Source organism: Aliiglaciecola aliphaticivorans (assembly GCF_054782055.1).
The window spans coordinates 29,050-43,340 of the sequence record NZ_BAAGTF010000022.1 but is presented as its reverse complement, the minus strand read 5'-3'; the positions used below and the strand labels follow the sequence as shown (position 1 = coordinate 43,340).

The 14,291-nt window shown below is 41.9% G+C and carries 10 protein-coding genes; 6 read left to right on the top strand and 4 right to left on the bottom strand.

Annotated elements, in window-relative coordinates:
• Nucleotides 1–156: 156 nt before the first annotated feature.
• The 4 genes from rpsU to rpoD all read left to right on the top strand — a co-directional run bounded on the left by rpsU (nt 157) and on the right by rpoD (nt 4,944).
• Nucleotides 157–372 carry a 30S ribosomal protein S21 gene (rpsU, locus tag ACYVIL_RS13070; protein ID WP_008845199.1) on the top strand — a complete coding sequence of 72 codons (216 nt, stop codon included), beginning with the start codon at nt 157–159 and terminating at the stop codon, nt 370–372.
• 101 nt (nt 373–473) lie between these two features.
• Nucleotides 474–917 carry a GatB/YqeY domain-containing protein gene (locus tag ACYVIL_RS13065; protein WP_460312734.1) on the top strand — a complete coding sequence of 148 codons (444 nt, stop codon included), beginning with the start codon at nt 474–476 and terminating at the stop codon, nt 915–917.
• Nucleotides 918–1,041: 124 nt separating this feature from the next.
• Complete coding sequence (gene dnaG / locus ACYVIL_RS13060; RefSeq protein ID WP_460312733.1) at nt 1,042–2,826, top strand: DNA primase; 1,785 nt, start codon at nt 1,042–1,044, stop codon at nt 2,824–2,826.
• 288 nt (nt 2,827–3,114) lie between these two features.
• Nucleotides 3,115–4,944: an RNA polymerase sigma factor RpoD gene (rpoD, locus tag ACYVIL_RS13055; protein ID WP_303472731.1), complete on the top strand. Its 1,830-nt coding sequence runs from the start codon at nt 3,115–3,117 to the stop codon at nt 4,942–4,944.
• An 800-nt stretch (nt 4,945–5,744) separates the two neighbouring features.
• On the opposite strand, the gene ACYVIL_RS13050 is transcribed toward rpoD, so the two are convergent.
• The 4 genes from ACYVIL_RS13050 to ACYVIL_RS13035 form a co-directional block, all read right to left on the bottom strand.
• Nucleotides 5,745–6,383 (bottom strand): esterase/lipase family protein, encoded by a 639-nt coding sequence (locus ACYVIL_RS13050; protein ID WP_460312732.1) that lies wholly within the window; start codon nt 6,381–6,383, stop codon nt 5,745–5,747.
• Nucleotides 6,384–6,385: 2 nt separating this feature from the next.
• Nucleotides 6,386–7,504, bottom strand: a complete 1,119-nt coding sequence (locus ACYVIL_RS13045; protein WP_460312731.1) for a hypothetical protein — start codon at nt 7,502–7,504, stop codon at nt 6,386–6,388.
• 70 nt (nt 7,505–7,574) lie between these two features.
• Nucleotides 7,575–10,685: an efflux RND transporter permease subunit gene (locus ACYVIL_RS13040; RefSeq protein WP_460312730.1), complete on the bottom strand. Its 3,111-nt coding sequence runs from the start codon at nt 10,683–10,685 to the stop codon at nt 7,575–7,577.
• Between the two features lie 9 nt (nt 10,686–10,694).
• Nucleotides 10,695–11,762 (bottom strand): efflux RND transporter periplasmic adaptor subunit, encoded by a 1,068-nt coding sequence (locus ACYVIL_RS13035; protein ID WP_460312729.1) that lies wholly within the window; start codon nt 11,760–11,762, stop codon nt 10,695–10,697.
• Nucleotides 11,763–11,869: 107 nt separating this feature from the next.
• On the opposite strand from ACYVIL_RS13035, the gene ACYVIL_RS13030 reads away from it, so the two are divergent.
• Both ACYVIL_RS13030 and ACYVIL_RS13025 read left to right on the top strand, forming a co-directional pair.
• On the top strand, nt 11,870–12,406 hold the full coding sequence (locus ACYVIL_RS13030) for an NUDIX hydrolase (RefSeq protein ID WP_303472742.1): 537 nt from the start codon (nt 11,870–11,872) through the stop codon (nt 12,404–12,406).
• 103 nt (nt 12,407–12,509) lie between these two features.
• Nucleotides 12,510–14,273, top strand: a complete 1,764-nt coding sequence (locus ACYVIL_RS13025) for an acyl-CoA dehydrogenase family protein (RefSeq protein WP_460312728.1) — start codon at nt 12,510–12,512, stop codon at nt 14,271–14,273.
• Nucleotides 14,274–14,291 lie beyond the last annotated feature (18 nt).

Sequence of the window (14,291 nt, the reverse complement as noted above, 5' to 3'; positions counted from 1 at the left end):
ACCACAAAAAGCAAAAAACTTGGGGCAAAACTAAAATAATCTTCAATCTTCCCTTTACAAGCGCCCTGCGAATGATTAAAATTCCGCACCATTTTTGACCGCACCGGCTATTTTTTGGGCTGGTAACCAGATTTAATATTTTGAGGTGAGATTTTAATGCCAATCGTTAAAGTAAGAGAGAACGAACCATTTGACGTAGCACTGCGTCGTTTCAAGCGTTCATGTGAAAAAGCAGGTGTTCTTTCAGAAGTTCGTCGTCGCGAATTCTTTGAAAAGCCGACTTGGGAACGTAAGCGTAAGAAAGCAGCTGCTAAAAAGCGTCATTTGAAAAAGTTAGCTCGCGAAAACGCTCGTCGCATCAAGTTATACTAATATCTCGCTTCTGTTGCTTGGTTTTGGATGTTTATTATTTTAATAACAGCCAATCCCAAGCCCCAAGCTGTCTAAATAGTTTTACGTTTTAGAGTTTTCAGATGACCCTTCTTGAACAACTAAATCAAGCAATGAAAGATGCTATGCGTGCCAAAGATAAACTTCGTCTTGGTACTATTCGTATGGCACTTGCAGCAGTAAAGCAGCGTGAAGTAGACGAGAGAATTGAGTTAACTGATACTGATGTAATTGTACTGCTAACAAAGATGGTCAAGCAGCGTAAAGATGCCGCTAGCCAATTTGAAGATGCTGGACGCCAAGATTTGGCTGACACTGAAAAAGCAGAAATCGATGTTATCCAATCATTTTTACCTCAGCCTTTAACCGCTGACGAGTTAGATGATTTGATCCAACAAGCGATGCAAGATACTCAGGCTGCGGGGATGCAGGATATGGGCAAGGTAATGGGCTGGTTAAAACCGAAAGTTCAAGGCCGTGCTGATATGGGCAAATTAAGTGGTCAAATTAAAGCTAAGCTTGCCTGATTACCTTAAGCCACTCGCGAAACTATTCCCAAGCCGCAATTGCAAAATTGCGGCTTGTTTGTTTCTGTTCCTTACTGATAAAGTAATGTTTGTTGAACCCCTTTTACAAGTTTGAATCCTATTCATGGCTGGACGAATTCCAAAAGATTTTATCGATGACTTGATTGCTCGCACTGATATTGTTGAGCTAATCGATAGTCGAGTTAAATTAAAAAAAGCTGGCAAAAACTATCAAGCATGTTGCCCTTTCCATAGTGAAAAAAGTCCATCATTTACGGTCAGCCAAGAGAAACAGTTTTATCATTGTTTTGGTTGTGGCGCCCATGGTAATGCCATTTCCTTTGTCATTGAATATGACCGTCTTGAGTTCCCCGAAGCCGTAGAGGAATTAGCCAGATTTCACAGTTTAGAAGTGCCACGGGAACAGGGTGGCAAACCGGGCCCTACTCCTCAGCAAAAGGCCCAAATTGCTGACGATTATCAATTAATGGAACAAGCCGCCCGTTTTTTTGAAAAAAAATTAAAACAGCACGAACAAAAAAACAAACCCATAGACTATTTAAAACAGCGTGGTCTTAGTGGGGAAATTGTTAAAGCCTTTGGTATAGGATATGCGCCGCCTGAATGGGACAGTATTTTCAAGCAATTTGGCAGCACACCAGAAAAGCAACAACAACTACTCGACTTAAAACTGATTACTGAAAATGATAACCGTCGTCGTTATGACTTTTTCAGAGATAGGATCATGTTCCCGATCCGTGATAAACGAGGCAGAGTGATTGGCTTTGGTGGCCGTGTACTTGAAGAAGGCGGCCCAAAATACCTAAACTCACCTGAAACCCGAATTTTCCACAAAGGTCATGAATTATATGGCTTTTATCAAGCGAAGCAGGCCAACCGAAAACTTGAACGTTTGATGATTGTAGAAGGTTACATGGACGTAGTCGCTTTAGCGCAATTTGGTATCGACTATGCTGTAGCGTCATTGGGTACCTCCACCACCCCTGAACACATACAAATGTTATTTCGCGCGGCACCAGAAATAATCTGCTGTTACGACGGTGATCGAGCGGGTCGTGATGCGGCGTGGCGAGCCCTTGAAAATGCGCTCCCACAGCTCAAAGATGGGGTGGAAATGAAGTTTTTGTTCCTGCCCGATGGTGAAGATCCAGATACTCTCGTAAGACAAACAGGAAAAGAACAATTCGAAACCCTATTGCGGGAAAAGTCTGTCCCCTTGTCCCAATTCTTTTTCGAAAATCTAATCCAACAATTCAATGTGGGTAGCAGTGAAGGCAAGGCGGCGTTAACCAAAGCTGCCAATGAATATATTGAGCAAATTAATGCTGAAAATCTTGTTGTTCTGCTAAAAGAAGAATTGCGTAAAAAGATCAAAGGCGATAGCTATAAAGCTGATATTTTAGAGGATATCAAACAAGCTAATCGAGTTGGAAAAGCCCAAAAACTTGACTACCAGCTACCAAATAAAAATAACATGTCACCGGTTAGGAAATTACTACGCCTCTTATTGCTGCACCCTAATTTAGCAAAGCAACACCCAGATATTCAACCTGCAGCGTTGAATCCTGACTTCATCAAAGGCCTACATGTTCTGATTAAAATGCAACAGTTTTGTGCGTCGCAATCAAATATCAATACAGGTCATGTGCTAGAGCATTTCAGGGGAGATCCCGAAGCAAAGTTCTTGCATCAATTATTACAAATTGATCATGATGCCGATGACAATCGACCGGATAAATTGTACATCGACAGTTTTAATCGCTTAATTGAACAGCAGCTTAAAGCAAGATATCAACAGCTTATGGCCAAAGGTTCAGCAATGACTAGAGAAGAGATGCAAGAAGTGAAATTGCTCACTCAAACTAAAGCGACTTATAGTGCCGAATAGCCTTAACATCCTATCTTGTGAGGTAAAAATTCCCCCCTTTGTTTATTCCAGTGTTTTAATTATTTTGCACTTGAATAAAAACTATTCACCCATACATATAAAAAACTGTCAGGTTTAACGATAAAATAACCGAAAATGGCTTAATTAACTGGCCTGACTACAGGGTTTTCTGCTATACTGGCTAATTCGCAAACGCCTCGGTGCGCGCAGATTTTATCTGGATTTTTGACAATTTAGATTGGTCAGTTCCAGGTACACTTTCAACTGATTTTGAGAAACGTAGGTTATATGGCGCAAAGCAAGCAGTCTCAGATAAAACTCCTTATTGTAAAAGGAAAAGAGCAAGGTTATTTAACTTTTGCTGAAGTAAACGATCACCTTCCCCAGGATATTATCGATTCAGATCAAATCGAAGACATTATTCGAATGATCAATGATATGGGAATTCAGGTATTCGAATCAGCTCCCGATTCTGACGAATTGTTGATGCAAGAAACGACAGCCGATGAAGAAGTCGCTGAAGCCGCCGCCCAAGCGTTAGCAACGGTTGAGAGTGAAATTGGTCGTACAACTGACCCAGTTCGTATGTACATGCGTGAAATGGGAACCGTTGAGCTACTGACTCGTGAAGGCGAAATTGAAATTGCTAAACGAATTGAAGATGGTATTAACCAAGTTCAATGCTCAGTCGCAGAATACCCAGAAGCAATTACCTATTTGCTTGACCAGTGGGACCAATTCGAAGCTGAAGAAATTCGTCTAAGTGACATCATTATTGGATTTGTTGACCCTAACGAAACGGATGTAGCTCCAACTGCGACACACGTAGGTTCTGAGTTATCTGAAGAAGAGTTAGAAGACGAAGATGATGATGAAGATGATGAGGACGAAGAGGAAGAAGATACCGGTCCTGATCCTGAACTAGCAAGAGAAAAGTTCGATGAATTGCGCAAGCAGTACATCAAAGCCCGCGACGTAATCGCAGACAAAGGACGTTCTCATAAAGACGCTAGAAAACAAATTAATGAATTAAGTGAAGTCTTTAAAGAGTTCAGATTAGTTCCAAAACAGTTCGATCGTATGGTTAAAAACATGCGTAGCATGATGAACCGCGTACGTGTTCAAGAACGAATTGTTATGAAGCACTGTGTAGTGAACGCTAAAATGCCGAAGAAAGATTTTATCAAGGCATTTGCGGGTAACGAAACCACCACTGATTGGTTGGTAGCAGTACTTGAGAGTGGCGCAAGCTATGTGCCTGCGCTACTTGAAGTGAAAGAGGAATTAGAACGCGCTATCAGCAAGATGAACCAAGTTGAAGAAGAGACTGGGTTGATTATCGCTGATATAAAAGACATTAACCGTCGCATGTCGATTGGTGAAGCGAAAGCTCGTCGCGCGAAAAAGGAAATGGTAGAAGCGAACTTACGTTTGGTTATCTCCATAGCTAAAAAATATACAAACCGCGGGCTGCAATTCTTGGATCTTATTCAAGAAGGTAACATTGGTTTGATGAAAGCCGTTGATAAATTTGAATACCGCCGTGGTTATAAGTTTTCAACTTATGCAACTTGGTGGATTCGACAAGCGATTACTCGCTCAATTGCTGACCAAGCTAGAACTATTCGTATTCCAGTGCACATGATCGAAACGATTAATAAACTCAATCGTATTTCTCGTCAGATGCTACAGGAAATGGGTAGAGAGCCAACACCTGAAGAGTTGTCAGAACGCATGATAATGCCTGAAGACAAGATCCGTAAGGTACTTAAAATTGCCAAAGAACCAATCTCCATGGAAACCCCTATTGGAGATGATGAAGATTCGCACTTAGGTGACTTTATTGAAGACAGTACGATTGTACAGCCTCTCGACTCTGCTACTGGCGGCAGTCTAAAAGACGCCACTCAAGAAGTACTAGCTGGGCTAACCGCTAGAGAAGCAAAAGTATTGCGTATGCGTTTTGGTATTGATATGAACACTGACCATACTTTGGAAGAAGTTGGTAAGCAGTTTGACGTTACCCGTGAGCGTATTCGTCAGATTGAAGCTAAGGCCTTACGTAAATTACGTCACCCTAGCCGTTCTGAGCAATTACGCAGTTTCTTAGACGAGTAATTGGGTCTGATAGAAAAGATACATACCTTTAAAAGCCGCTTAACAGCGGCTTTTTTATTTGCATATCATTAAACACCTGTAGGCGGGTGCTTTAGCCCCGCAGGTATGCCGTATGCCGTAGGTATGCACAACCCTTCATGGCCTAAAGACCATGCTACAATATCGGCTCAATATGCATATCGCCTTGGGAGAATAAAACCTGTAGGCGGGTGCTTTAGCCCCGCAGGTATGCCGTAGGTATGCACAACCCTTCATGGCCTAAAGACCATGCTACAACATCGGCGCAATATGCAATATCGCTTTGGGACAATAAAACCTGTAGGCGGGTGCTTTAGCCCCGCGGGTATGCCGTAGGTATGCACAACCTTTCATGGCCTAAAGACCATGCTACAACATCGCGCAATATACATATCGCCTTGGGACAATAAAACCTGTAGGCGGGTGCTTTAGCCCCGCAGGTATGCCGTATGCCGCCGGTATGCACAACCTTTCATGGCCTAAAGACCATGCTACAACATCGACACAATATACATATCGCGTTGGGACAATAAAACCTGTAGGCGGGTGCTTTAGCCCCGCGGGTATGCCGTATGCCGCCGGTATGTACTACCTTTCATGGCCTAAAGACCATGCTACAACATAGGCGCAATATGCAATATCGCCATGGGATTAGATTAAACCTGTAGGCGGGTGCTTTAGCCCCGCAGGTATGCCGTATGCCGTAGGTATGCACAACCTTTCATGGCCTAAAGACCATGCTACAACATAGGTGCAATATCCACTCAGGATCAAGACAACACCTATTGAATGGTTAAACCAGACTGAATGTCACTGATCTTATCTACAATAACTCGACTGACTTTGCGACTGCTGGGTAGAAATGTATGTACTACTGGCACTTTAATAACCTCTGAAATATCTTGATGTGCGCATTCACTCACAGATACTACACCGTCATTTTCGTCTTCTAAAAAGTACTTTTTCGTTAGGGGAAAGCTTCGTGTTCCAACTATTGCTGTTTTAGGGATGCTGGGCATAGGAATTTTCGAAAGTCTAGCTGCACTAGCTAATAGTTGTCCACAATCGCCTGAGACTAATTGAAACCCCAGTTCATGCTGACTCTTTTGAGCCAACCTTGCTGGGGAGACCGGGGAGCCTAACAGAAATAGATGCTTTGGCGATCTGATGTCTTTAGGCATATTTTGTAATGCAGCTCTTAACATTAGGCCACCTAGGGAGTGCCCAATTAAGACGTATTCCCCTTTCTCTGCCACTTCCTGAATTTTCAGGCTAACCCTATTGGCTATTTCTGCAAATGTTTCAGTGCCAGTAAAATAGCCCACCACATCAACCGAGTGACCGTGTCTACGCAGTCGCCATAACATGGGGGTGGCCGATATTGGCGTCCGGCCCATGCCGTGGACAAACAAAATCAACATAGTTACCAAGTACCTTTGGTTTGCATTAGTTCAATGCTAGTAATATGTTCTTTGCAAACCTCCGAATCCAGTTCCGAGATCACTGTAAAAACAGTATCGGAATGTTGTGATGCCTTTAGCGCTTGTGAATACAGAATATGGTTAAATGCAATACTGCATTTTATGAAAGGATCTTCAATTTTGCGTAGTAAATTTATAGATTTATCAAAAAAGTCGGGCCGTCCAATGATATCGAATGCTTCCACTATATTACCTTCAGATTCACTCGTTTGAGCCAATTTAATAGTGTTTTTAGCGCGCATTAATAATGCAATATTCTGTTCATTATTCTCAGTTAATTCATATAGATATTGTTTTAAAAGCCCCTGACCTTTGCCACACATATTTGCAGGACTATCTTCATTAATATCTTCCAACTGTTGAATTAACTCATCAATTTCAGGATTCCAGTCTTGCCATCGTTTATTGTCACTTACCTCTGGAAATAGAAATAATATTTCTCTAGCTTTTCTAGCAGAATAAACGCCTGCACAATGAAAACGGGTTCCAGTTAGATAGGTTTGATTATGCCAATAGTATGATTTTTCTATATCCTGGCGAATTCCATAACCGCCGGAAAAATAGTTGAAAGCAAGAATATTCATACGGCCAGCATGTGCTTGATTAGCGCACAAATGCCAATATTTATAACCTAAACGAGGTGCTTCTAATAAAAATCGTGCAATATGACCGGATTCAAAAAGCATATCACCCAAATCCGAAATGTTAGGGTAGTGTTCAATTAATTTATCCACTTTTTCCAAACCATTTTCTAATTGCGCAATGTGGACAGTTTGATCTAATTCAATTCTTGCGAAGTTTAATATTGTGAGGGCTTTTATTAAAACTTGGTGAAGTACAACGGCGCGTTCCAGTGGAAGATCATGAGACTCAATTGTCCTATTGAGTACATCGGCCGCATGGTCTAATGCCACTAAATCGAGCTCCTCATAAGGGTGCTTCTGAACATCGTCACCATATACATAAGCAATTGCTGCTTGAGCATCATCTAACAAGTTTTGTTCGGCTATAGCTGCCGAACAAAACCCACATAACGCTAGTATATATAACCGTAAAATCATTTAATTTAGTCAACATTATCAACAATGTTGATTAGTCTAACCTCAAAATACAGACTAGACTAGTTTCCATCTAAACCGCATCGCCTTTCTGATAAGGTATTTTTTCATCAAGCTCTTCTAATTCGTGTGCAATCTCTTCTGGTGAACCTGTATGTCTGGCTAACCAATAATAGGCAATAGGCACCACGTAAAGCGTCATTAATGCAGATAATAAAACACCGTAAAAAATAACGATACCAATGACTGCCCGACTCTCTGAGCCAGGTCCGGTAGCAATAACCAGAGGGAGTGAACTAAAGACGGTGGTAAACCCCGTCATGACAATTGGTCTTAGTCGTTGCGTGGCAGCGCGTTTTAATGCAGCTTCAAATTCCATTCCAGCATCTCGCAGCTGATTGGCAAACTCGACAATTAGAATCCCATTCTTAGCCGCCAAACCTATTAGCATTACCAATCCTATCTGGCTATAAATATTCAGACTTGCGCCCGATACATATAGTCCAATAAATGCCCCTAATAAAGCCAATGGAACAGTCAACATAATCACTAAAGGGTGTATCCAACTCTCGAACTGGGCAGCTAATACTAGGTATGTGATGGCTAGAGCGAGAAGGAATACAAAAATAATCGAACTACCCGTTTCTTTATAAAGTTGGGACTCTCCCTTGTAATCTATTGAGACCCCTGCTGGTAATTCGGTTTCAACAATGTTTTCCAAATACTCCAAGGCTTCACCAACCGTATAATCATCTGCTAAGTTTGCACTGATTGTCACGCTTCGCATGCGGTTGTATCGATTTAATCTTGCTGAAGTTGCTTGCTCTTCGAACTTCAGCAAATTGTCCATTGGGATCAATTGATTGGTAGTGGATGACCTAACATACAAGTTTTCAATACTTTGAGGACTGCGATAATCTTCTTCCTTACCTTCAAGAATCACGTCATATTCCTGTCCACGGTCCAGATACGTAGATACCCTTCTTTGCCCAAGCATGGTTTCTAAAGTACTGCCAATATCCGAGATGGAAACGCCAAGATCCGCTGCACGTTGCCTATCAATATTAATCAATATTTGCGGTAGGGTTTCTTTATAATCCGAGTCTAAGCGCAATAGTTTCGGATTCTCTGAGGCTTTCTGTAGTAGTGTATTTCGCCACTTAACTAAGTCATCATAGGTATCACCTTGCAATACAAATTGCACAGGTCGTCCTAAACCTCGCCCACCAATGCCGGGACGCATAATAGCAAAAGCGCGAACATCAGGAATCTGAGATAACTTAGCACTTAACTCGTCCATTAACTCAAAGGTCGAGCGCTCCCGTTCATCAAATGGCACCATTCCAATGACTGCCCGACCTGCAGACCCCCCACCACCGGGTGTGCGCACAATAATTCTTTCAATTTCACCTTCGCCCAGATATGGCAGAAGTAAGGCTTCTACTTTATCAAGGTTAGCCGAGTTACTTTCGAAACTTGCTCCTTCAGCCCCCTGCAAAGAAAGGAAGAAATTGCCTCTGTCTTCTTTAGGAATGAATTCGCTTGGTATTTTTTGACTCATTTGCACTAGCGCTACAACACTCGCTATTAGCATGATTACAATCAGAACAGGCTGATGGAGAGTACGACTTAAACTATTGAAATAAGCGCCTTCTACCTTCTTAAAAGCATTGTCCATCCACATCCCAAAGCCTGAACTACGAGATCTCTTTTTCAATAATTTAGATGACAACATGGGCGAAAGAGTTAAAGCAGTAAAACTCGAAAAAGCCACTGCAGCAGCGATAGCCAAAGCAAACTCCGTAAATAAACGGCCTATGTTCCCCTCTAAGAAAACCAATGGCACAAATACAGATATCAACACAAGGGTTGTCGCAATTACCGCAAAACCAACCTCTTTTGCACCGCGAAAAGCAGCTAATAAGGGTGGCTCTCCCATTTCTAGGCGACGATAGATATTCTCAATTACCACTATCGCATCATCTACCACTAGACCAATTGCCAACACCATAGCTAACAACGTCAGTAAGTTTATGGAGAAGCCAAGTGCATACATAACAATAAATGCAGCCACCAGTGAAACAGGCACAGTGACCGCAGGAATGAGAGTGGCTCTTATACTTCCTAAAAATATATAAATCACAATCACCACCAGAGCCATTGCAACCCCTAAGGTATTGTAGACTTCACTAATGGACTCATCGATAAATACTGAGGAATCGTAACTGGGTACGATAAATATATTATCAGGTAGGCTTTCAGATATTTCTTCAATTGCTTTTCGCGCTTCTCTGGCCACCTCTAATGTATTGGCTTTGGATTGTTTTATAATCCCCATACCAATCATGTTGACGCCATCACCACGAAATGCAGATTCATCATCTTCAGCGGCCAACTCCACCAGCGCTATTTCTTTTAACTTAACTAAATAGCCACCGGCTCCTACTTTTATGGTCAGATCAGCAAAGTCATCTGGTGTGAGGAAACTTCTTGCAACACGTACTTCAAAATCCCTATCATTTGACTGAATTTCACCAGCAGGTAATTCAACGTTTTCAGAGCGAATAACTCGTTCAACATCAGCAACGGTAATTTCACGAGCAGCCATGGCATTGCGATCTAACCATACTTTCATAGCATAGGTTCGACCGCCACCTAATTGCACCCGGGCAATACCATTTACAACAGATAAACGATCCACCAAGAAACGGTCTGCATAATCGGTAAGCTCCATTACAGACATATTGTCGCTACGTAAGTTGTACCAAACAACAACATCTTCATCGGAATCCGATTTAGATACTTCTGGCGGATCGGCTTGGTCAGGCAAATTATTTAACGCACGACTAACGCGCTCTCGTACGTCATTTGAAGCCGCATCAATATCTCTTGATAAGTCGAATTCAATGCTAATATCAGAACGACCGTTTCGACTGGTTGAAGTAATATTTTTAATCCCTTCGATGCCAGAGATACGGTCTTCGAGCAACTGTGTTATACGAGTTTCAACAATTGACGCTGATGCTCCAATATAGTTGGTATTAATCGATACAATGGGTGGGTCTATATCCGGGTATTCTCGTAACGATAATAAACTAATGGCAACGATACCAAATATAATTAGGAGCAAATTAACAACTGAAGCAAAGACTGGACGTTTGACTGAAATATCAGATAAAAGCATGTTAATTCCCTACAAAGTCACTTGTTCTAAAAGCGAAACAGAGGATCCATTCACTAATCTCAATGCACCTTCAGTTACAACTTTCTGACCTTCTTCTAGCCCAGATAGTATTTGCACTAAGCCTGGACGTCGCAAGCCGACTTTAACTTCTTTCAATACTGCTTTTTCGTCTTCGATAATAAACACAAACTGTTTATCTTCGTTCGGAATAACTGCTTTTTCAGGAATAACTAACGAGCTTAAAACTTGTTTTTCTAAATTTATTTGCATCAACATGCCTGGTCGCAATTTCAACTCAGGATTATCAATTAGTGCTCTAACTTGAATTGAGCGTGTATTTGCGTCTACGCGCGAGTTCACACTCCTAATTTCACCTATAAATAAGTCATCTGGATAAGCAATCGATAGTGCTTTTACCTGCTGACCTTCTGAAAGTGAAGGCAAGTGACTTTCTGAAATATTAAAATCTACTTTCACTTTACGTAAGTCATCTAAAGTCGTTATCACATCATCAGGCGTTACATAAGCCCCAACACTCACCATGCGAATGCCTAACTTTCCTGAGAATGGGGCTTTTAATGTCAGTTCAGATAACTGTGCATTTGCCACTTCAATTTGTGCTTTGAGAGTTTTTACTTTAGCTTGCTGCTCATCTAGAAGCTGTTGGGAAGCCACACTACTTTTGGCCAAGTTAACGATGCGTTTCAGCTGTCGTTGTGCTTCTTGTAAATTAATATTCAGTTCATTCAATCTAGCCCGTTCTTCCCTATCATTCATGCGCATTAATAACTGATCTTTTTTAACTACATCGCCATCATCAAAATACAATTCTTGGATAACATCTGACTGCAAAGGAGTCAGAGAAACGGCTTCATTTGCTCGCGCCGTGCCCAGAGCTTCTACAATGACAGGAAAGTCAGTTCTTAACACCTCAAAAAATGCCACGGGGGTTGCAGGTCTCCCTTTGCTTGCAGCGTTTTCTTGCTCACTGAAACCAGGGTAGTTTAAGAAAACAAGCAGGCCAGCAAGGGCAAGCGTGGCTATCAATACTGGTGATAGCATTGTTTTTATTGTCATGAATAGTTCCTGAATAATGTAGTGTGTTTAATCTAAGCAGTTATTATTTGGCGTAATAAGTAGTAAACTGCTGGCAGAAAAATTATTTAATTATTGTACCCTCTATTGTGAAGAATAAATTAGTCATCTACCTAGCAATATCGTCATTCTGTCTTACTTCTTGCAGTGAGACAAAGCCCAGCGATCCAGTTTGCCGAGTAGACCAATCAGAATCCCCCCAGCAAACAGCGAATGCGGCTTGTCTGATACGATTGGGTGATAAATTAGTCACCATCACCCAAAGACTCAGCGGTAAATTAGATTTACCTGGAGGCACATCAGACACCCTAGAATCGGCCAAATGCACCGCCCATCGAGAAACATGGGAAGAAACAGGCTTTAATGTTGAAGTACAGCAGTGGTTGGGAACCAGTAACAATGGAATGCGTTTTTACGAATGTCATTTAGCCGCCAATTTTGATGGTAGCTTTACAGAGTTTCCAGTACCAGACTGGGCTAATATAGAAGTGGCGTCCATTCAATTAGTTGATCCCTTTACCACCGAATTCAATCAGTGGCGCTATCCACAAGAATTAACTCAGATTCGTCAAATGTTCAATAAAGTCAAAGACTCCTCAATCCAAACACGGCCAGCAAATAAATAATAAACTATTACTATAGGTAATTTAAAGTTTAGGGGCTGAGGCTGTATAATGCCCTCCCATCAACTGGTCTGAACAGTTTACTTAACCTATAGGGTGGAAATTTATGCCGCAATACACAGCTCCGTTAACAGATATGCAATTTCTTTTGCACGACTGGTTAAAATTAGAGGATCACTATTCATCCTTGGGTCTTCAAGACTTCGACAAGGACTTAGTTAATGAAATACTGAGTCAAGGTGCTAAATTTGCTGAGCAAGCTATCGCTCCTTTAAATCGGGAAGGCGATGAACAAAGCTGTAAACTCGAAAATGGGAAAGTGACTACGCCTGACGGTTTCGCTGAAGCTTACCATGAATATATTGCTAATGGCTGGAATGCCATGCTCGGAAATCCAGAATACGACGGCCAAGATCTTCCCCACACCATGGCTGTGCCTGTTCAGGAAATGCTGTGTTCAGCGAATGTAAGCTGGCGTTTAATTAGCATGTTGACTGAGAGTGCGGTTTTAGCCATCAACAAACACGGTGACCAGGCCCTAAAAGATACCTATCTCAGAAAGCTTATTTCCGGCGAGTGGACAGGCACTATGTGTTTAACTGAGCCCCAAGCTGGTACTGATTTGAGTTTATTGTCTACCAAGGCGGAACCCCAGGAAGACGGCAGTTATAAAATTACCGGTAATAAAATTTTTATCTCCGGCGGCGATCAAGAGTGGACTGACAATATCATTCATCTGGTTTTGGCCAGATTACCTGATGCGCCTGCGGGAGTAAAAGGCATAAGCCTGTTTGCTGTGCCTAAAAAAATGGTCTTAGAAAATGGAGAGCTAGGCGCAGAAAACTCATTGTCAGTGGGCAGTTTAGAAAAGAAAATGGGAATCAAAGCCTGTCCTACCTGCGTAATGAACTTTGATCAAGCGACAGGTTTCATAGTAGGCGCGCCCCACAAAGGACTGGCCTGCATGTTTACGATGATGAACGACGCGCGTTTTCAGGTTGGATTGCAAGGTCTTGGCATTGCTGAAGGTTCTTTCCAAGGTGCTCTTGCCTATGCCCGTGATCGTCTACAATCAAGGGCACCTCAAGGGGTTCAAAATCCACAAGGTAAAGCAGACCCTATCATGGCGCATCCCGATGTACGCAAAATGCTTCTTACCCAAAAATCACTCACCGAAGGCTGTCGAGCATTATCTTTTTTATACGCTAGTCAAATGGATATTGAAAAATCTGCTGATGATGAAGCCAGTAAGCAGGCTGCAGCTAACGTCGTTGCGTTTTTGACCCCAATTGCCAAAGGTTTTATGACAGATGTTGGCCAGGAAGTGAGTAGTTTAGGGGTACAAGTATTCGGTGGACATGGCTTTATCCGTGAATGGGGTATGGAGCAATACATGCGTGATAGCCGTATTACGCAACTTTATGAAGGAACCAATGGTATTCAAGCTGCCGACTTAATAGGTCGGAAACTTTCCAGAGATAACGGTGACATGTTAAACGACACCTATCAGGTCTTTGACAAAATGGTCGCTGATATTGCTGACTCCAAGGGTTTAGAGAAAGCAAAATCCATACTGGAAGAATGGTATCAAACGTCATCACAGGTTAAACAGCAATCGGCGGTAAACGTTGCGGGTGCTGCTTATGATTATATGAATTTCAGTGCCTATAGTTTATTAGGTGTATTGTGGTTAAGTATGGCTGATAAAGCTTCGCAAAACGAAAACCCGTCGATACAACTGGGCAAAAAAGCGACTTGTGAATTTTACATCAAGCGCATGTTGCCTCGTAAAGATGCGTTTAAAGTGAATCTATTGGAAGATGCGAACGATTTAATTGATGTTGCAGATAATTTATTTGATTATCAATAGCACAGCTTTGAAAGCTTG

Excerpts from the sequence above, each read along its gene's own strand:
- rpsU (WP_008845199.1), top strand. The coding sequence starts at position 157 with ATGCCAATCGTTAAAGTAAGAGAGAACGAACCATTTGACGTAGCACTG.
- ACYVIL_RS13065 (WP_460312734.1), top strand. The coding sequence starts at position 474 with ATGACCCTTCTTGAACAACTAAATCAAGCAATGAAAGATGCTATGCGT.
- dnaG (WP_460312733.1), top strand. The coding sequence starts at position 1,042 with ATGGCTGGACGAATTCCAAAAGATTTTATCGATGACTTGATTGCTCGC.
- rpoD (WP_303472731.1), top strand. The coding sequence starts at position 3,115 with ATGGCGCAAAGCAAGCAGTCTCAGATAAAACTCCTTATTGTAAAAGGA.
- ACYVIL_RS13050 (WP_460312732.1), bottom strand. The coding sequence starts at position 6,383 with ATGTTGATTTTGTTTGTCCACGGCATGGGCCGGACGCCAATATCGGCC.
- ACYVIL_RS13045 (WP_460312731.1), bottom strand. The coding sequence starts at position 7,504 with ATGATTTTACGGTTATATATACTAGCGTTATGTGGGTTTTGTTCGGCA.
- ACYVIL_RS13040 (WP_460312730.1), bottom strand. The coding sequence starts at position 10,685 with ATGCTTTTATCTGATATTTCAGTCAAACGTCCAGTCTTTGCTTCAGTT.
- ACYVIL_RS13035 (WP_460312729.1), bottom strand. The coding sequence starts at position 11,762 with ATGACAATAAAAACAATGCTATCACCAGTATTGATAGCCACGCTTGCC.
- ACYVIL_RS13025 (WP_460312728.1), top strand. The coding sequence starts at position 12,510 with ATGCCGCAATACACAGCTCCGTTAACAGATATGCAATTTCTTTTGCAC.